Source organism: Methylobacillus sp. DLP286 (assembly GCF_056636515.1).
In genome coordinates this window covers 1691833-1711372 of sequence record NZ_CM153145.1, presented here as the reverse complement: position 1 = coordinate 1711372, position 19540 = coordinate 1691833, and the positions used below count along the sequence as shown (strand labels likewise).

Genomic DNA, 19540 nt, shown 5'->3' with positions numbered 1-19540 from the left:
GCAATACCCTCCTGGCATTCGTCAACAATCAGAACAGGGAAATGCATGCCAAGCGATATTGAAATTGCCCAGCAGGCAAAACTCCGGAAGATCAGCGAGATTGCCGCCGGGCTCGGCCTGAGCGAAGACTCCATCACGCTTTACGGACAATACAAGGCCAAGATAGACCTCAATGCCAATCCGCAACTGCAAGCGCGGCCGGATGGCAAGCTGATCCTGGTGACGGCCATCAGCCCGAGTCCGGCGGGAGAGGGCAAGACCACGACCACGGTCGGCCTCGGCGACGCCTTGCAGCGTCTGGGCAAGCGCGCCGTCATCTGCCTGCGTGAACCTTCCATGGGGCCGGTATTCGGCATGAAGGGCGGCGCTGCCGGCGGCGGCTATGCACAGGTCGTGCCGATGGAGGATATCAACCTGCACTTCACCGGCGATTTTGCCGCGATCGCGTTAGCGCACAACCTGCTTGCCGCCATGATCGACAACCACATCCATCACGGCAACGCCTTGCAGATCGACCCGCGCCAGGTCACGTGGAAGCGGGTGGTCGACATGAACGACCGGGCCTTGCGCCAGGTCGTGGTCGGGCTGGGCGGCAAGGTCAACGGCCAGCCGCGCGAGGACGGTTTCGATATCGTCGTGGCTTCGGAAGTGATGGCCGTATTTTGCCTGGCGGACTCCCTCAAGGACCTGCGTACACGCCTGGGCAATATCGTGGTCGGATATACGTTTGCAGGCAAGCCGGTAACGGCGCAGGACCTCAAGGCGCATGGAGCGATGGCCGCGCTGCTCAAGGATGCGATCAAGCCCAACCTGGTCCAGACCTTGGAGCATACGCCCGCGCTGGTGCACGGAGGGCCGTTTGCCAATATCGCCCATGGCTGCAATTCGGTCATCGCCACGAGGACGGCGCTCAAGCTTGGTGAAATCGTCGTGACCGAGGCCGGGTTCGGCGCCGACCTGGGCGCCGAGAAGTTCGTCGATATCAAATGCCGCAAGGCCGGCCTGAAGCCTGATGCCTGCGTCATCGTGGCAACCGTTAGGGCGCTCAAGTACCACGGCGGCGTGGATGTTCCCGAGCTGGCAAAGGAGGATCTTGGCGCGCTGGAGCGCGGCATTGCCAACCTGGAAAAACATGTGGAAAACGTCACGCAGCATTACGGCCTGCCTTCCGTGGTGGCGGTGAACCGTTTCGACCACGATACCGCCGCGGAATTGGAGCTGTTGGCCGAGCGCATGGCCAGGCTGGGCGTCAAGGTGGTGCTGGCTGAGCATTGGGCAAAAGGCGGTGCCGGGGCGGCGGCGCTCGCGAACGCAGTGGTTGAGCTGATGGATGGCAGCGATATGCCAGGCATGCATTACGTCTACCAGGACGAGGACAGGCTCTGGGACAAGCTAGGAAAGGTGGCGCGCAATATCTATGGCGCTGTCGAGGTGCATGCGCCACGCCGTGTGCGCGCCATGATCGACAAGTTGCAGGATGAGGGTTACGGGCATTATCCGATCTGTATTGCCAAGACCCAGTATTCGTTTTCCACCGACGCTTCCCAGCGCGGCCTGCCGCGAGAGCATATCTTGACGGTGCGGGCCGTACGGCTGTGTGCCGGGGCGGAGTTTGTCGTGATGATTTGCGATGACATTATGACCATGCCCGGCCTGCCTGCCGTGCCCAGCGCCACGCGTATTGATATTGACGAAGACGGGCGGGTGATCGGCTTGGATTGACGCAATGTGGAATGCGGGCCGGAAAAGAAAAACGGCAACCTCCCTTAACTACAAAGAGGTTGCCGCACCGGGGTAGATGGTGAGGTAGCCAGCCGTGAATCAGGCCTTCTTGCGGCGGGCTGCGAAGCCGACCAATGCCAAGCCACCGAGCATCAAGGCATAAGCAGAAGGCTCGGGTACCGCGGCAGCGATCTGGTCTACCTGGAATGCCACAACGCTGCTGTGCAGGTGGACCAGAAATGAAATTTCATAAGAGGTGATTGGATCGCTGATGCCGCTGAAGTCCCAGGTGAAGTAGCCTACTGCGCCTTCAGCGACTGGGTTTTCAGGATCCCAAAAAGGGGAGTTCTCATCGACTGGTGCATCGGACAGGGTGAAACTGCTTGCTGCCAGCAATTGATTGCCGCCATTGTAGCTCAGGTATACATCGGAAATTGCTGCGGCAAGGCCGCTTTGGCCGCCGAGAGATTGATTGCCGCCTGGGAATACTTCGCTCTGGAATACAATGGGGCCGATGTCGGAAATCAGCGTGTTATCGGTGATGCTGAACAGGGAATAGTCTGTGCCAGTCCATTGGTACAAACCAAGGGATGCGGGATATGCATTACCGTATGTACGTGTTAATACAGCATCGCCGGCTGGCGCGTTGCTTACAACACCATCAACAAGCGCTTGTTGTCCAGCTGTACCGCTGCCCAGGCGGGAAGCGATAAGTTGGTTGAAGCCATCAGTCGCCAGTGAGTCTTCAACATCGGGAAAGTATTGGCTGGTAGAAGTTGCTGCCTGAGCGACGGATGCGGCTGCCAGCAAGCTTAAAGCAAGGATACTTTGAGTGTAAGCAATTTTCATTTATTTCCCCTTGAATCTGTTTATGGGTCTGAGCACTATGAGCGTGACCGGCACTAAATTATCAATTAATGGGAATCAGTATTATTTACATAATTTAAAATTGATAGTAATTATTCTCATTTGAAAGGTCAATACTTTATTTTCCATTCCGGGAAAATGATTGGCTCAAATATGCTTGATGAACACCTTGGAGCGGCGCTGCAGGTTGTACAGCTTCTGCTTTTCGCCCGGTAATTGCTCTACGCCGATTTCGATAAAGCCCCGTTCGAGGAACCAATGCTCGGTGCGCGTGGTGAGGACAAAGATGGATTGCAGGCGGAGCTCGCGGGCCTGTTCTTCGCAATAGCTGAGCAGGCGGTCGCCGCGTCCGCCGCGGCGGAACGAGGAGTGGATGGCCATGCAGGCGAGCTCAGCGGTTTTGGTGCCGGGAAACGGATAGAGCGCTGCGCAGCCGATGATCTTGCCGTCGTGCTCCATGACGTGGAAGTGGCTGATCTCCATTTCCAGGCGTTCCCGCCCGCGCCTGACCAAGATTCCTTCGTTCTCCAGCGGCTCGATCAATTGCAGTATGCCGCCCACGTCGCCAATATCCGCGGGGCGCATGGCTTCCAGCGGGTCTTCCGTGACCATGGTGCCTATGCCGTCATGCGTGAAGAGTTCCTGCAGGATCGCCCCGTCCACATGGCGGCTGATCAGGTGTGTGCGCGCCACGCCCTGTCCGCATGCGCGAACCGCGGCCGGGAGGTAATAGAATTCATCTTCGGTGATCTGCTGGGCGACATTGTCGCCGATATGGCGCAGCAGGTTCCTAGCCTTGTCAGTAGTCATTTCCCGCAGCAATTCACCGCGGATGTTGTGCACCCCGCTGGAATCCATGAGGAAAATCAGCTTGTCGGCATCCAGCGCAATGGCGGCGCTGGTGGCGACGTCCTCAAGCGTCAGGTTGAACACCTCTCCCGTGGGCGAATAGCCCAGGGGGGAAAGCAGTACCAGCTCTCCGTCGTCCAGGCGCTTCTGGATGCCGATCGCATCGACCTTACGGACCTCGCCGGTATGCTGCAGGTCTATGCCTTCGCGTACCCCCAACGGTTTGGCGGTGACGAAGTTGCCGCTCGCGACCCGGATGTCCGCGCCGGCCATCGGGGAATTGATCAGACCCATGGATAACAGCGATTCGATTTCAACGCGTACGGCGCCATTGGCTTCCTTCACTGCCTCCATGGCTTCGTCATCGGTGACGCGCAGGCCGTTGACCAACTTGGTCTGCAGCTTGGCGCGCCGAAGGCGGCTCTCGATTTGCGGACGCGCGCCGTGCACCAGTACCAGCCGCACTTCCAGGCTGGCAAGCAGGTTGAGGTCGTGCGAGAGGGCGACGAACTGGCCGTCGTCCACCACTTCGCCGCCGAAAGCGATGACGAAGGTGCGTCCGCCGAAAGCGTGGATATAAGGGGCGGCGGCACGGAACCAGCGCACGAATTCTTGGGGCTGGTGCAGCGTCAGGCGGGACGTATTGGTGCTGTTACCGCTTTCCGCGTCGCTTTGCGCATAAAGGTGGGCGGCGGTGCAATCCAGCGCGGTGCAAAGCTTGCGCAGCATGGTTTCGGAGACGCCCTGCGCTCCGCGCTCGATGCGCGAAAGGTTGCCGCTATTGGCGTTGACCTTGCGCGCAAGCTCCTGCAGCGTCATGTTGAGTGCCTTGCGGCGTTTGCGGATTGCGCTGCCTAAAGCCATGGGTATGGGTCCTGATTTTGCGTTTAAGGCATATTTTTATAGCAAAAGGCCTTTTAAAGCAATTTTGATCTGCATCATCGGGTGAAATCTCCCCACAGTGCCTGCATGCTGGCAATCGCGGCCAATGCGGCGGTTTCCGTGCGCAGAATGCGCGGCCCCATGCGCACAAGGGCGAAGCCATGTTGGGCGGCCAGCTCGATTTCATGGTCGGTCAGGCCGCCTTCTGGGCCGATTAGCAGGCAAATATTGTTTCCGGGCGGGCTGGTTTGTGCGAGCGCGGCCGGGGCATCTGGGGTCAGGGTGATGTATGCGTCTGCCTCCGGCTTTTGCGCCAGCCATTCGGGCAGGCCGATGGGGGAGGCCACACTGGGTATGTAGGCACGCCCTGATTGCTCGCAGGCGGAGACCGCCACATTCTGCCAATGCTCGCGGCGCTTCTCGGCGCGATCGCCTACGAGCTTGACGATGCTGCGCTGGCTGGCGATCGGCTGGATAAAGGATACGCCCATTTCCACCGCTTTCTGGATCGTGAAATCCATGCGGTCTCCGGAAGAGATCGCCTGGGCCAGCGTGATCTTCAACGAGGATTCCGTCTGGCAGGGCTGCGCTTCCAATATATCGACTCGTACCTCCTGTTTGCGGATGGAGGTTATCTTGCCCAGGTAGTTCTGCCCATCGCCATTGAACAGGACCGCATGGTCTCCCGCTTGCATGCGCAGAGCCTTGCTGGCATGGATAGCCGCATTGTCTGGCAATGCCGTCTCGCTGCCGGGGATAAGCGCTCCAGGGTGGTAAAAGCGAGGAATTGTCATGACGTGGTGGTAGTATTGAAGGTGAATAATTCTAATTGAAGGAGTAGGCATTATGGCAAGTCTGAACCCGCCAGTGTGTGATTTTGGCTGGAAAGCGCCTGATTTCAACCTGCCTGGCGTGGATGGCAGGCATTGGTCGTTGGCCGAGGCCAAGGGGGTCAACGGCACGCTGGTGATGTTCATCTGCAATCATTGCCCGTATGTGCAGGCCATCAGGGAACGACTGGTGGCGGATGCGCGCGCGTTGCGCGAGCTGGGCATCAATACCGTCGCGATTTCCTCCAATGACGCAGAGGCTTATCCCGAGGACTCTTTCGAGAAAATGGCGGAGGTCGCCCGCGAGTTTCATTTCCCCTTTCCCTACCTCTTCGATGAAAGCCAGGAAGTCGCCAAGGCGTATGGCGCGGTATGCACGCCGGACTTCTTCGGCTTCAATGCGCATCTTGAGCTGCAATACCGCGGGCGCTTCGACAACCAGGGGCGTGTGATGACGCCAGTGGAGAACCCGACCCGTGATCTTTTCGACGCCATGCGGCATGTCGCCGAGACAGGGCGCGGCCCGGTCGAGCAAGTGCCGTCGATCGGATGCTCCATCAAGTGGAGGGAGTCTGTCTAATTGGCCTGCTAGGGAAATGGAGCGTTACTTCAGATATTAGCATTGGCATCAACATTCATCGTTGGTATTGCTGAAACCGCTCATCTAAGGAATAATTATGGGCTAAATACCTCTTCGGAACTGTGGCTTGCAACAGTTTCCGCATTCCGTCGATTCAAAGGGGTTTTCAAGAATTTGAGTGAGGCTTCCTCCAGCCTTTCCTGTGCTGGTGAAGCCTTTTTCTCTTCAACCGTAGGGAGATATGTATGGCAGCAACTCGTCAAGAATTGGCAAATGCCATCCGCGTGTTATCCATGGACGCAGTTCAGAAGGCAAATTCTGGACACCCTGGTGCACCGATGGGCATGGCAGACATCGCAGAGGTTCTCTGGAACCACCATCTGCGCCACAACCCAAGCAACCCTAACTGGGCTGACCGTGACCGTTTCATCTTGTCCAACGGCCATGGCTCCATGTTGATCTACTCCCTGTTGCACCTGACAGGCTACGATCTGGGTATCGAAGACATCAAGACTTTCCGTCAACTGCATTCCCGTTGCGCCGGCCATCCAGAATACGGCTACGCACCTGGCATTGAAACCACTACAGGCCCTCTGGGTCAAGGCATCACCAACGCGGTTGGTTTCGCGATGGCTGAAAAGTTGCTGGCAGACCAGTTCAACAAGCCAGGCCATGAGATCGTCGACCACTACACCTACGTATTCCTCGGCGACGGCTGTCTAATGGAAGGCATTTCCCACGAAGCCGCCGCATTGGCTGGTACATGGGGTCTGGGCAAGCTGATCGCCATCTGGGATGACAATGGTATCTCCATCGACGGTCACATCGAAGGCTGGTACACAGACGACACCGCCAAGCGTTTCGAGGCTTACGGCTGGCACGTCATCCCCAACGTTGATGGCCACGATCCCGCAGCGGTTGATGCCGCAATCCAGGAAGCCAAGAAGGTCAAGGACAAGCCAACCTTCATCGCTGCCAAGACCATCATCGGCAAGGGTTCCCCGAACAAGTGCGGCTCCCACGACTGCCACGGTTCCGCACTGGGCCTGGAAGAAGTCGCTGCAACCCGTGAAGCGCTGGGCTGGACACACGAGCCATTCGTGATCCCTGAAGAAGTTTATGCAGGCTGGGATGGCAAGGAAAAGGGCTCCAAGCTTGAGAACGACTGGAATGCCAAGTTCGAAGCTTACGCCAAGATCTACCCAGCGGAAGCTGCCGAGTTCAAGCGCCGTTTTGCAGGCGAACTGCCAGCAAACTGGAAGGAAGTGACTGACGCTTTCATCAAGGCAACCAACGAGAAGGCTGAAGCTGTTGCAACCCGCAAGGCTTCCCAGAACGCGATTGCTGCCCTGGCTCCGGTATTGCCAGAGTTCATCGGCGGTTCCGCCGACTTGACTGGCTCCAACCTGACCAGCTACTCCGGCTTCAAGCACGTGAGCGGCAAGGAGCCTGGCAACTACATCTCCTACGGTGTACGTGAATTCGGTATGTACGCGATCATGAACGGTATGGCGCTGCACGGTGGCGTATTGCCATTCGGCGGTACTTTCCACATGTTCTCCGACTACGCGAAGAACGCGCTGCGTATGGCTGCATTGATGAAGCAACGCACTATCGCCGTGTTGACTCACGACTCCATCGGCCAGGGCGAAGATGGTCCTACTCACCAGCCAATCGAGAACACTGCCGGCCTGCGTTACATTCCTCGTATGGATGTATGGCGTCCTGCTGATTCCGTTGAAACTGCAATTTCCTGGGTTGCTGCCATCGAGCGCAAGGACGGTCCATCCAGCCTGGTGCTGAGCCGTCAGAACGTGCCCGGCATCAAGCACGACGAGAAGCACTTCGAACTGATCCGCAAGGGCGGTTATGTATTCTCCGACGTTGAAGGCAAGGCTGACGTCATCCTGATCGCTACCGGTTCCGAACTGGATCTGGCAATCAAGGCTGCTGCAGAGCTGAACGCTGCCGGCACCAAGGTGCGCGTGGTTTCCATGCCATCCACCAACGTGTTCGACCGCCAAGACCAAGCCTACAAGGACAGCGTATTGACACCAGGCGTGAAGCGCGTGGCCGTTGAAGCTGGCGTGACCGACTTCTGGCGCAAGTACGTCGGCCTCGAAGGCGCTGTGGTCGGTATCGACACCTTCGGCGAATCCGCTCCAGGCGGCGTGCTGTTCAAGCACTTCGGCTTCACTGTTGAAAACGTAGTGAACACCGTCAAGTCCGTGCTGTAATGGCGTGAACTGACTGAAAAAAGGGGGCCAGTGTTACTGGCTCCCTTTTTGTTTTTCATAGAGAGGAAAACCCTATGACAATCAAGGTTGGCATCAACGGCTTTGGCCGTATCGGCCGCATGGCGTTCCGCGCGGCCATCAAGGATTTTACTGATATCGAGGTGGTGGCGATCAACGACTTGCTCGAGCCCGACTACCTGGCCTACATGCTCAAGCACGATTCCGTGCACGGCCGCTTCGATGGCGAGGTTTCCGTCAGCGGCAACAACCTGGTCGTGAACGGCAAGACCATTCGCCTGACTGCAGAGCGTGACCCTGCAAACCTCAAGTGGGACGAGGTCGGCGTGGACGTCGTGGTCGAGTGTACCGGCTTCTTCCTCACAGAAGAAACCTGCCAGAAGCATATTGACGCAGGCGCCAAGAAAGTGGTGCAGTCCGCGCCGTCCAAGGATGATACCCCTATGTTCGTCTATGGCGTCAACCATGACGCCTACAAGGGCCAGGCCATCGTTTCCGCGGCTTCTTGCACCACCAACGGCCTTGCGCCGGTCGCCAAGGTATTGCAGGACAATTTTGGCATCAAGCGCGGCCTGATGACCACCGTGCATGCGGCCACTGCTACGCAGAAGACCGTGGACGGCCCATCCAACAAGGATTGGCGCGGCGGCCGCGGCATCCTGGAAAACATCATTCCTTCCTCCACCGGCGCAGCCAAGGCCGTGGGCAAGGTGATCCCGGAACTGAACAAGAAGCTGACTGGAATGGCATTCCGCATCCCGACCAGCGACGTATCTGTCGTAGATCTGACCGTGGAGCTGAACAAGGAAACCACCTACGAGCAGATCGTCGCTGCGATGAAGGCAGCTTCCGAAAGTGGTCCGCTCAAGGGCGTACTCGGCTTTACCGACGAGAAGGTCGTATCCACCGATTTCCGCGGCAACGCCTATCCGTCGATTTTCGACGCGGATGCCGGTATCCAGCTCGACCCGACCTTCGTCAAGATCGTGGCCTGGTACGACAACGAATACGGCTACACCTGCAACATGATGCGCCTGGTGCGTCATATTGCCAGCTAAGCCGGGGAGCAAGCGATGACCGTAATCAACATGACGGACCTTGACCTCGCGGGCAAGCGCGTCTTCATCCGCGCCGACCTCAACGTGCCGGTCAGCGATGGCAAAGTCACTTCCGACGCGCGTATCACGGCTTCCATTCCCACCATACGCCACGCCCTGGATGCCAAGGCGCGCGTCATGGTGACTTCCCACCTGGGCCGCCCGGAAGAAGGCGTATATTCCGAGGAAAATTCCCTGCAGCCCGTGGCTGACGTGCTGGCCGAAAAGCTGGGCCAGCCGGTGCGGCTGATCAAGGACTGGGTGGATGGCGGCTTTGAAGTGGCCGAGGGCGAAGTGGTCTTGCTGGAAAACTGCCGCTTCAACAAGGGCGAGAAAAAGAACGTCGAAGAAACCGCACGCAAATATGCCGCGCTCTGCGACGTGTTCGTGATGGACGCTTTCGGCACGGCCCACCGTGCAGAAGCCTCCACCTACGGTGTGGCGCAATATGCGCCTGTCGCCGCAGCAGGCCTGTTGCTGGTAGGCGAGCTGGATGCGCTGGGCCAGGCCCTGTGCGAACCCGCCCGCCCCATGGTCGCAATTGTCGGCGGCTCCAAGGTCTCGACCAAGCTCACCGTGCTGGAAAGCCTGGCTGAGAAGGTGGACCAGCTCGTGGTCGGCGGCGGTATCGCCAATACCTTCCTCAAGGCGGCCGGCAAACCGATCGGCCGTTCGCTGAACGAGGACGACCTGGTGCCTACCGCGCAATGCCTCATGGAAAAAATGGCAAAACGCGGCGCGGCCGTGCCGATCGCGGTGGACGTGGTCTGCGGCAAGCAGTTCGATGCCAATGAGCCTGCCGTGCTCAAATCGGCGGATGACGTGGCTGACGACGACATGATCTTCGACATCGGCCCAGAGTCCGCCAAGCAACTCGCCGAGATCATCCTCAATGCAGGCACCGTGGTCTGGAACGGCCCGGTTGGCGTATTCGAGTTCGACCAGTTCGGCGAAGGCACCAAGACCATCGCTGACGCCATCGCCAAGACCAAGGCCTTCACCCTGGCCGGCGGCGGCGACACCATCGCCGCAATCCAGAAATACGATATCTACGATAGGGTGTCTTATATCTCGACGGCGGGTGGAGCGTTCCTGGAATTCCTTGAAGGCAAGAAATTGCCGGCGGTGGAGATTTTGGAACAGCGTGCTAAAGGTGATTGCTAAGATCAGCCTAAAAATAAAGGAGCCCGCGGGCTCCTTTATTTTTTGCTATATCCACTTTTTTTAAGGGCGAGCGTAGCGAAGCCAAGTGCGGGTTTGACGTTGAACTCCCCGTCTGGCTGCGCCGAGTAGCGCAAATCTGTCTGGATCAAGAGCTTGCGTCTGTTTGAGCGTAGCGAGTTCAGCAAGAGCCCAGACAGATTGAGCAACGCAGGGAACCGGGAGCTTTGCTCCCGGCGCAGACTCCGGGGTCGCCTTTGCTTTGGTTACTTTTATTTGGCGAAGCAAATGAAAGTAACTCGCTGACAAGCGAAAGGCAACGGGTCAATGACTTGCGATAGGGGTCAAGACCACTTTCTAATCCAACAACTATCTAACTAAACCCATCCAATTCAACGAGCTCTGGTCTTTATCATTACTGAAGCATGATGCAAGGATGGGTTTCGCCCCGCCGGGCGAACCTATTTCTTTTGTTTCGCCAAAAGAAAGATACGAAAGAAAACGCAGTTTCGGCGGAGCCAAAAGGCGACCCGATTGTCTGCGTCCCTACACTTTGTTTGCTGGGTGTGCATCGTAAAACATGATAAATCCTCTTGTCATCTTAATGGCACAAAATATGCACCATTCCCCCTAAGCGCTGTCAGCATTAAGATGAATTCCTGAGCAATCGCAAGGAAAGGATGTCATGGCATTACGTAAAACCAAGATTGTGGCGACGCTGGGGCCGGCTTCCAGCGATGAGGCGGTGATTGAGCGGCTAGTGGATGCCGGGATGGATGTGGTGCGGCTCAATTTCTCGCATGGGTCCGCGCAAGACCATATTGCCCGCGCCGAGTTGGTGCGCGATATCTGCCGTCGCAGCGGACGGCCGGTAGGGGTGTTGTGCGACCTGCAGGGGCCGAAGATCCGCATCGGCAAGTTCGAGAACGACCGCATCCTGCTCAAGGTGGGCGACAAGTTCATCCTCGATGCGGCATGCAAGCTGGGCAACCAGGAGCGGGTGGGGCTGGATTACAAGACCTTGCCATCCGAGGTGGAGCCTGGCGCGGTGTTGCTGCTGGATGATGGGCGCATCGTGCTCAACGTCGAAGCGGTGAACGGCGGCGAGGTGCATTGCACGGTGGCGGCCGGCGGGGTGCTGTCGAACAACAAGGGCATCAACCGCCAGGGCGGCGGCTTGTCTGCGCCTGCGCTGACCTTGAAAGACCAGGAGGATATCCGTACGGCAGTGGCGCTGGAGGCGGATTATATCGCCGTCTCGTTCCCGCGCAGCGGTGCGGATATCGACCTGGCGCGTCAATTGGTGGAGGAGGCAGGCGGCCATGCGGCGATTGTCGCCAAGATCGAGCGCGCGGAGGCGATCGATGCGCTGGAGGAGATTATCGACGCCGCCGATGTGATCATGGTGGCGCGCGGCGATCTCGGCGTCGAGGTGGGCGATGCGGCGGTGCCCGGTTTGCAGAAACGCATGATCCGCACGGCGCGCATGCGCAACAAGCTGGTGATCACGGCGACGCAGATGCTGGAATCCATGATCAGCAGCCCGATCCCGACCAGGGCCGAGGTTTCCGATGTGGCCAACGCGGTGCTGGACGGCACCGATGCGGTGATGCTCTCGGGCGAGACGGCGGTGGGGCATTATCCGGTCGAGTCCATCCAGGCCATGCACCGGGTCTGCCTGGAGGCGGAGAAGGAGTACGACAGCCACCATTTGCAGGCGCCGATCAATGACGAGTTCGAGTTCATCGATGAGGCGATCGCCATGGCATCCGTGTACGCGGCGGAGCATTTGAACGTGAAGGCGATCGCCGCCCTGACCCGGTCGGGCTCTTCTGTCACCTGGCTGTCACGCTCGAATACTAATGTGCCGATTTACGCCTTGACGACGGAACGCAACACGCGGCGCAAGCTGACGCTGTACCGCGGGGTCTATCCCTACCATATCGAGCTGCCCAGCCAGGAACTGAGCAAGATACTCTATGACGCGGAAGAGACGTTGCTGCGGCTGGGCGCGGTGCAGCGCGACGACCTCATGATGCTGACGTTCGGCGAGCCGATCGGCAATGCGGGCGGGACCAATACCCTGCAGATCGTCAAGGTGGGCGAGCACAGGCGCGAGCGACATTTAACCGCCAGCAACACTAGCCGTGAACAACCCTAGGATGGATAACGATGGCACTGATCAGTCTACGCCAATTGCTGGATCACGCGGCCGAGCATGATTATGGCGTGCCAGCCTTCAACATCAACAACCTGGAGCAGGTGCAGGCCATCATGCGCGCGGCGGATGCGTGCAATAGCCCGGTGATCCTGCAGGCGTCCGCAGGCGCGCGCAAGTATGCGGGCGAGGCCTTCCTGCTCAAACTAGTCGAGGCGGCCATCGCCAGTTATCCGCACATCCCCGTCGTGCTGCACCAGGACCACGGCGCCAGCCCGGCGGTATGCCTGCATTCCATCAAGACCGGCTTCAGCAGCGTGATGATGGACGGTTCCCTGCTGGAGGACGCCAAGACCCCGGCCAGCTATGCCTACAATGTAGAGGTGACGCGGCAGGTGGTGATGGCCGCGCATGCGGCGGGCGTGTCGGTGGAGGGCGAGCTGGGCGTGCTCGGCTCGCTGGAGACAGGCCTGGCGGGCGAGGAGGACGGCGTCGGGGCGGAAGGCCTACTAGACCACAGCCAGTTGCTCACCAGCCCGGACGAGGCGGTGGATTTCGTTGCGCAGACAGGCGTGGATGCATTGGCGATCGCGATCGGCACTTCGCACGGCGCCTACAAGTTCAAGCGCCCGCCCACCGGGGAAACGCTTTCCATCAGCCGCCTGCGCGAAATCCATGCGCGGTTGCCGAATACGCATCTGGTGATGCATGGCTCTTCCTCCGTGCCGCAGGAGTGGCTGCGGGTGATCAACGAATACGGCGGCGAGATTCCCGAGACCTACGGCGTGCCGGTGGAGGAAATCGTCAAGGGGATCCGAAGCGGGGTGCGCAAGGTGAATATCGATACCGACCTGCGGCTGGCTTTTACCGGCGCGTTGCGCCGCTTCCTCGGGCAGCCGGAACACAAGGCGGAATTCGACCCGCGCAGGATCCTGGCAGCCGCGACCGGCGGCATGCAGGCCTTGTGCCGGGAGCGTTTCGAGGCATTCGGCTCTGCCGGGCATGCCGCGCAAATCCAGCCTCTCCCACTCGATAAAATGGCGCAGCGATACGCTGCTTCCTAAGAGCCTGTTCACCATCTTTTCATGGGGGTCGCATGGCATCAAAACGCGCCCGATCAAGGCGCAGTCCGGGCGCGTTTTGATGCCATGCCCTCCGAGTTGACCTGGCAGCGCAGCCGCTGCTGCGTTGCAAATCTTCGCCGGGCAATAAGCCCGGTTACAATGCGCATGCTTGTGGTTTTGCCTTGCTTTGACTACCCTGCCGGGACAACGTGCCCTATGAAAAGATGGTGAACAGGCTCTAATACATCGCTTCACGGCGGCGGATATTTACAGCGTATAATGCCGGGATCATTTGCCCGGACCAGCGCCGCTATGCAACCGAATAAATACAGTAAATTAGGCCAGCGAGGCATCGGCCTCGTCGAGCAGGCATTGCTGGTGTTCATTGCCCTGGCGACGATAGTGGCGACCGGGCAGGCCGCGCTGCATATCTGGGATATGAGGGCCGTGACCGTAGCGGATTTGCTGCTGCTGTTCCTCTATCTCGAAATCCTCACCATGCTCAACCATTACTTGAGCTCGGGCACGCTGCCGGTGCGGTACCCCTTGTATATCGGCATCATTGCGCTGGCGCGCTACCTGGTGCTGGACATCAAGGAGCTGGAAGCCTGGCGCATCTTCGCCGTGGCGGCTTCCATCCTGCTGATCGCCGTCGCCATCCTGGTGGTGCGCTACGGGCATGTGAAGTTTCCTTATTCCGATGGCCCCGAGCAGGACCATCACAAATAGTTTTTGATAAAGGTACGCGTTTTGACTACTCCCCTCATGCAATCCAGCATCAAGAGCCTGAAACTTATCAATCAGGGCAAGGTGCGGGATATTTATGACCTCGACGATAAACACATGCTGCTGGTGGCGAGCGACCGCCTCTCCGCATTCGACGTCATCCTGCCGACGCCGATCAAGGACAAGGGCGCGATCCTGACCCAGATCGCCAATTTCTGGTTCGAGAAGCTCAAGCATGTCGTGCCCAACCACTTGACCGGCATCGACCCCAATACCGTGGTGAGCGATCCTGCGGAGCAGGCGCAATTGGGGCCGCGCGCGCTGGTGGTGAAGAAGCTCAAGCCGTTGCCGATCGAGGCGATCGTGCGCGGCTACCTCGCGGGCTCCGGCTGGAAGGAATACAAGGGCAGCCAGAGCGTGTGCGGCATCCCGTTGCCGGCTGGCCTGCAGGAAGCGGCCCAGTTGCCCGAGCCCTTGTTCACGCCATCGAGCAAGGCGGAAGTGGGCGACCACGACGAGAACATCACCTTGGAAAAATGCGCCCAATTATTGGGTAAAGAGCTGGCCGACAAGGTGGCGCGCATCAGCGTGCAGCTTTACAAGGAAGCGGCGGCCTATGCCCTGAGCCGCGGCATCATCATCGCCGATACCAAGTTCGAGTTCGGGTTGGACGAGGCGGGCGAGCTGTACCTGATCGATGAAGTGCTGACGCCGGATTCATCCCGCTTCTGGCCGCAGGATCAATACCAGGTCGGCAGCAACCCGCCGAGCTTCGACAAGCAATACGTGCGCGACTGGCTGGAATCCACCGGCTGGAACAAAACGGCGCCCGGCCCGGCATTGCCGGACGATGTGGCGACCAGGACGGCGGACAAATACCGCGAGGCGTTCGAGCGCCTGACCGGTAAGCCTTTCTAGCCAGGACATGCCCTGAAAGAAAAGCTGAAAAAGCTGGCGCGGCAGCTCAAGACCGAGCTGGAAGTCTATCAGTTGGTGCTGCGCCATCCGCAAACGCCCTGGCTGGCCAGGGTGCTGCTGGGGCTGGCGGTGGGCTATCTGCTGCTGCCATTCGACCTGATCCCGGATTTCATCCCCATCCTCGGGCAGCTGGATGACCTGGTCATCGTGCCGGGCCTGTTCTACCTGGGCATCAAGTGCGTGCCTGCAGCGGTGGTTGCCGAATGCAGGCAGCAGGTCGCCGAGCGCGCCATAGCCCAAAGATGATTTTTGTCCCTGATTTACGCTAAAATCCCGCGTTATCCCCATATTATTCAAACCAAAACATATTAAGGATCAATCCATGTCCCTCTGTAATGTGCCGGCAGGCAAAGACATCCCTAACGACTTCAACGTCATTATCGAAATCTCCATGCGTGGCGAGCCCATCAAGTTCGAAGTGGACAAGGACTCTGGCGCCGTATTCGTGGATCGCTTCATGGGCACTTCCATGCATTATCCGTGCAACTACGGCTACATTCCGCAGACGCTGTCTGAAGACGGCGACCCCGTCGACGTGCTGGTGATTACCCCGATTCCATTGCAGCCGGGCGTGGTGATCCGCTGCCGCGCGATCGGCGTACTGACCATGGAAGATGACGGCGGCGTGGACGCCAAAGTGCTGGCCGTGCCGGTGGACAAGATCTGCCCGCAATACAAGGACATCAAGTCCTATCAGGATATCCCCGAGTTCCAGCTTGCGCCTATCGCCCACTTCTTCGAGCATTACAAGGACCTGGAAAAAGGCAAGTGGGTCAAGGTCGGCGAGTGGAAGGATGTTGAAGACGCCAAGGCGGAAATCGTCGCTGGCGTCGAGAGGTTCGGTAAGTAATCCAGTCCCGCAATAGAGCCGGTCAGGATCAGAAAGAGGAGCAATGCTCCTCTTTTTTATGCCATAGCATGCACAAAAGGATGTTTGAGGCCGTTGCTAATTCCGGCAAATAAATAGGTAATTGTCTTACTTCGGCGTGGCATTCATGTCATTATGATGACAGGCGCTTGAAGCTGATCATTAGCGCAAGTGTGTGCTATTAAGCGGCCTTGTGCCGGGGATATTATGGGACGGATGACAATTGCGGCTGAATAAATGATTAGTCAATTGAAGCTTGAAAGCTACCAGCTCGAGGCTTTGCTGGAGTCGCTGCCTATCCCTATTTCCTGTGCTAGCCTGCAAGGCGGCAAGATTCTGTTCATGAACGGCAAGTTCCGCGAGACCTACGGTTACCGCAGCAGCGATTTTGCCTCGGTGGAAGATTGGATCGTGCGCGTTTATCCCTTGGCAAGCCAGCAGGTAAGCGCTCGCGAAAGGTGGTCGGCATATTTTGAGGGCGGCGGCAAACAGGTCTACGAGGTTCCCGCGGTGGAGGTGAATGTCCAATGTGCCGACGGTAGTATCAAGACGGCGCTTCACGGCGGTGTGATCCTGCCCGAGGCCGGGCTGGCATTGGCGACATTTGTTGATATCACCGAGCGCAAGCGGGACGAAGCTACGCTCAAGGCGCTGGCGGAAAAGGATGCGTTGACCGGCTTGCTCAACCGCAGGGCGTTCGACTTCTATCTTGAGCACCTGACGCAGAAAGCCGCCGACGAAAACCAGATGCTGCTGCTGATCCTGCTCGACCTCGACCGCTTCAAGGCGATTAACGACACCTACGGCCACCAGACCGGCGACCTGGTCTTGAGGCATGTGGCCTCGGTGCTGTCGGCCTGCGTCCGTTCCAGCGACTACCTCGCGCGGTTCGGCGGGGACGAGTTCGGCATCCTAGCGCCCAACATCACCACCAAGAAAACCGCGGAACGCTTGTGCAGCAAAATCATTGACATGCTGCACGAACCTTTCGACATTGGCGCCGACAATCCGTACCGGATCAATACCAGCATCGGTTTCGCCATTTATCCGCTGGCCGCGACTTCCCGCGAGCAGCTGTTCAAGAAGGCCGACGAGGCGCTCTACATATCCAAGAGTAACGGCCGGGGAATGTGGACGGCCGCCAAAGAAGACTGATCATTCGCCCACCTGCAACAGCAGTCCCTTGCGTCTTGCGATTTGGAAGTAGCCGAGGAATACGGCGATGCCGACGGCCAGGTAGAGGATATTCAACCCTATTGCCCAGGCCATGTGGCTTGCATCGAAGCTGTGCTCTAACAGCAACGCGCGCATCCCTTCGAACACATGGCTTGCTGGCAACGCCAGGGCGACAGGCTGCAGCCAGCCGGGCAGGGTGGCGACCGGGTAATAGATGGCACAGAGCGGCTGGATCGCAAACACGCTGACCCAGGCGATGCTTTCCGCACCCATGCCGTAGCGCAACACGATGCCGGATACGATCAGGCCGATCGCCCAGCCCATGACGATGAGATTAAGGAAGAAGGCAATCAGCGGCAGGCCCATGTCGTAGATGTTGTAGCCGAACAGCGGGATGGCGATGAGGGTGGCGCCGCCGATGCCGATCAGGGTGCGGATCAGGCTCATGAGCAGCAGAGATGCCACCATTTCATAAGGCCGCAAGGGGCTGACGAATAAATGGCCCAGGTTGCGCGACCACATTTCCTCCATGAACACCAATGCAATGCCGAGCTGACCGCGGAACAGCACGTCCCAAAGCAACACCCCGGAAAGCAGGATGCCGCTGGCCTGGGCGATGAGGCTGCTGTTGCCTTGCAAGTACAAGGTGATGAAACCCCACAGTATCATCTGCACCGTAGGCCAGTAGACCATCTCCAGCACGCGCGGCCAGGAGGAGCGCATCAGGTAGAGGTGGCGTAATGCTACCGCGCCGATTCGGCGCGGAGAAAAGTGGATGTCCTGCATCAGGCAGGCTCCTTGTGGCGCGCGATGTCGATGAAGACTTCCTCCAGGTTGTTGCGACCGTACTTGGCAAGCAGGCCGGACGGAGTGCCGGTGTCCACCACCTGGCCTTTGCGCATCATGATCACGTCAGTCGCCATGCGCTCGACCTCGGCCATGTTGTGCGATGCCAGCAGGATGCTGGCGCCGGTGTCGCGTTGATATTGTTCCAGGTAGCTGCGGATGGAGTCCGCGGTATCAGGGTCCAACGATGCGGTAGGCTCGTCCATCAGCAGCAGCTCGGGTTCGTTTAGCAGCGATTTGGCAAGGGAAACACGGGTTTTCTGTCCGGCCGAAAGCTGCCCGTAGCGCTTGTCCAATAGTGCATCAAGGTGCAGCGCCCCGGCCAGTTCCTCGATGCGCGGCTTCAGGCGGGGCAGCCGGTACAAGTGCCCGTAGACCGTGAGGTTCTCGCGTATCGTCAGGCGTTGCGGCAGGTCGACGTAGGGCGAGGAGAAGTTCATGCGGTGCAGAAGGCGGTAGCGATGCTGCAGCATGTCCTCGCCGAGGATGCGGATCTGTCCCTGGCTAGGGGTCAATAACCCCAGCAGCATGGCAATCGTCGTGGTTTTCCCCGCGCCGTTGCCGCCCAGCAAGGCCGTGGTGACGCCGCGCTTGGCCTGGAAGCGCAGGTTGTCGACGGCGCAGAACTGGTCGAAATACTTGTACAGGCCGTCGACTTCGATGACGAATGCCTGGCTCATACCAGACTCCAGAGCATCTTGATGCCTACCACGTAGAGCAGCAGCGCAAATAGCTTTTTCAATACCGGGACCGGCAGCCTATGGGCCAGGTAAGCGCCAAACGGCGCGGTGAGCATGCTGGCGAGCGCAATGCCGGCGAATGCCGGCAGGTAGACATAGCCCAGGCTGTATGCGGGCAGATTGCCTTCCGCCAGGCCTGTGACGACGAAGCCTAGCGTACCGGCGACGGCGATCGGCAGGCCGATCGCAGAGGAGGTGCCGATCGCGTAGCGCGCATTGAAGTTGCAATAGATCAGGAACGGCACCGATAGCGATCCGCCGCCGATGCCGACCAGGCTGGAAAGCACGCCGATGACGCCTCCCATACCCAAGGTGCCGGCCTTGCTTGGCAATTGCCTATGGGCCGCCGGCGTGAAGTTGAGCACCATCTGGGTGGCGATCAGCAATACGAACACGGCGAAAATCACCTTGAGTATCACGGTATCCAGCTGGCCGGCCAGTACGGCGCCGAGCAATGTGCCGATAACGATGCCGGGCGCGATCAGCTTGACGGCGGACCAATGCACGTTCTGTTTTTTATGGTGGGCGCGCGCCGAGGAAATCGAGGTGACGATGATCGTCGCCAGCGAGGTGCCGAGCGCGATATGCATGATGTGTTGCGGCGGGAACGCCAGCGAGGTGAAGATGACGACGAGGATGGGCACGATCACGGTGCCGCCGCCTACGCCAAGCAGCCCAGACAAAACCCCTGCCCCTGCCCCGGCAATAAAATAAAGTAAAAATTCCATATTGATCCGACAA

18 protein-coding genes are annotated in these 19540 nt (G+C 58.8%); 12 read left to right on the top strand and 6 right to left on the bottom strand.

The features are described 5' to 3' along the window. Positions 1-45: 45 nt before the first annotated feature. Positions 46-1722, top strand: a complete 1677-nt coding sequence (locus ACWXTG_RS08275) for a formate--tetrahydrofolate ligase (protein WP_480219574.1) — start codon at positions 46-48, stop codon at positions 1720-1722. A 99-nt stretch (positions 1723-1821) separates the two neighbouring features. Here the strand turns inward: ACWXTG_RS08275 and ACWXTG_RS08270 are convergent, their stop codons facing one another. The 3 genes from ACWXTG_RS08270 to ACWXTG_RS08260 all read right to left on the bottom strand — a co-directional run bounded on the left by ACWXTG_RS08270 (position 1822) and on the right by ACWXTG_RS08260 (position 5114). Beyond that, positions 1822-2571, bottom strand: coding sequence for a PEP-CTERM sorting domain-containing protein (locus tag ACWXTG_RS08270; protein WP_480219573.1), 750 nt, complete (start codon positions 2569-2571; stop codon positions 1822-1824). 165 nt (positions 2572-2736) lie between these two features. Next, a complete protein-coding gene (gene argA, locus ACWXTG_RS08265; RefSeq protein WP_480219572.1) occupies positions 2737-4302 on the bottom strand; it encodes an amino-acid N-acetyltransferase in 1566 nt (521 codons plus the stop codon). 74 nt (positions 4303-4376) lie between these two features. Beyond that, positions 4377-5114, bottom strand: a complete 738-nt coding sequence (locus tag ACWXTG_RS08260; RefSeq protein ID WP_480219571.1) for a 16S rRNA (uracil(1498)-N(3))-methyltransferase — start codon at positions 5112-5114, stop codon at positions 4377-4379. A gap of 52 nt (positions 5115-5166) precedes the next feature. Between ACWXTG_RS08260 and ACWXTG_RS08255 the strand changes: the two genes are divergently transcribed. From ACWXTG_RS08255 to ACWXTG_RS08205, 11 genes are all read left to right on the top strand, one after another. Continuing rightward, on the top strand, positions 5167-5730 hold the full coding sequence (locus ACWXTG_RS08255; RefSeq protein ID WP_480219570.1) for a thioredoxin family protein: 564 nt from the start codon (positions 5167-5169) through the stop codon (positions 5728-5730). 245 nt (positions 5731-5975) lie between these two features. Then, positions 5976-7967, top strand: a complete 1992-nt coding sequence (gene tkt / locus ACWXTG_RS08250; RefSeq protein ID WP_480219569.1) for a transketolase — start codon at positions 5976-5978, stop codon at positions 7965-7967. Positions 7968-8041: 74 nt separating this feature from the next. Further along, positions 8042-9043, top strand: coding sequence for a type I glyceraldehyde-3-phosphate dehydrogenase (gene gap / locus ACWXTG_RS08245; protein ID WP_480219568.1), 1002 nt, complete (start codon positions 8042-8044; stop codon positions 9041-9043). A 15-nt stretch (positions 9044-9058) separates the two neighbouring features. Continuing rightward, positions 9059-10246, top strand: a complete 1188-nt coding sequence (locus ACWXTG_RS08240; RefSeq protein ID WP_407997229.1) for a phosphoglycerate kinase — start codon at positions 9059-9061, stop codon at positions 10244-10246. Between the two features lie 682 nt (positions 10247-10928). Beyond that, positions 10929-12404: a pyruvate kinase gene (gene pyk / locus ACWXTG_RS08235; protein ID WP_407997230.1), complete on the top strand. Its 1476-nt coding sequence runs from the start codon at positions 10929-10931 to the stop codon at positions 12402-12404. An 11-nt stretch (positions 12405-12415) separates the two neighbouring features. Further along, complete coding sequence (gene fba, locus ACWXTG_RS08230; RefSeq protein WP_480219567.1) at positions 12416-13465, top strand: class II fructose-bisphosphate aldolase; 1050 nt, start codon at positions 12416-12418, stop codon at positions 13463-13465. 312 nt (positions 13466-13777) lie between these two features. Further along, positions 13778-14194, top strand: a complete 417-nt coding sequence (locus ACWXTG_RS08225) for a phosphate-starvation-inducible protein PsiE (RefSeq protein ID WP_309566260.1) — start codon at positions 13778-13780, stop codon at positions 14192-14194. A 21-nt stretch (positions 14195-14215) separates the two neighbouring features. Next, positions 14216-15109: a phosphoribosylaminoimidazolesuccinocarboxamide synthase gene (locus tag ACWXTG_RS08220; protein WP_407997232.1), complete on the top strand. Its 894-nt coding sequence runs from the start codon at positions 14216-14218 to the stop codon at positions 15107-15109. Positions 15110-15184: 75 nt separating this feature from the next. Next, on the top strand, positions 15185-15415 hold the full coding sequence (locus tag ACWXTG_RS08215) for a YkvA family protein (protein WP_407997325.1): 231 nt from the start codon (positions 15185-15187) through the stop codon (positions 15413-15415). Positions 15416-15491: 76 nt separating this feature from the next. Continuing rightward, complete coding sequence (gene ppa, locus ACWXTG_RS08210) at positions 15492-16019, top strand: inorganic diphosphatase (RefSeq protein ID WP_309566263.1); 528 nt, start codon at positions 15492-15494, stop codon at positions 16017-16019. A gap of 255 nt (positions 16020-16274) precedes the next feature. Continuing rightward, a complete protein-coding gene (locus tag ACWXTG_RS08205; RefSeq protein WP_480219566.1) occupies positions 16275-17192 on the top strand; it encodes a diguanylate cyclase domain-containing protein in 918 nt (305 codons plus the stop codon). On the opposite strand, the gene ACWXTG_RS08200 is transcribed toward ACWXTG_RS08205, so the two are convergent. From ACWXTG_RS08200 to ACWXTG_RS08190, 3 genes are read right to left on the bottom strand one after another with little or no spacing between them, the layout of a single operon-like run. Then, positions 17193-17999, bottom strand: a complete 807-nt coding sequence (locus ACWXTG_RS08200) for an ABC transporter permease (RefSeq protein WP_480219565.1) — start codon at positions 17997-17999, stop codon at positions 17193-17195. Beyond that, positions 17999-18739, bottom strand: coding sequence for an ABC transporter ATP-binding protein (locus tag ACWXTG_RS08195; protein WP_480219564.1), 741 nt, complete (start codon positions 18737-18739; stop codon positions 17999-18001). Before ACWXTG_RS08195 ends, ACWXTG_RS08200 begins: the two co-directional genes overlap by 1 nt. After that, the gene (locus ACWXTG_RS08190; RefSeq protein ID WP_309566267.1) at positions 18736-19527 is read right to left on the bottom strand and encodes a sulfite exporter TauE/SafE family protein; all 792 of its coding nucleotides are present in this window, start codon (positions 19525-19527) and stop codon (positions 18736-18738) included. The genes ACWXTG_RS08195 and ACWXTG_RS08190 overlap by 4 nt, the downstream gene beginning before the upstream one ends. Positions 19528-19540 lie beyond the last annotated feature (13 nt).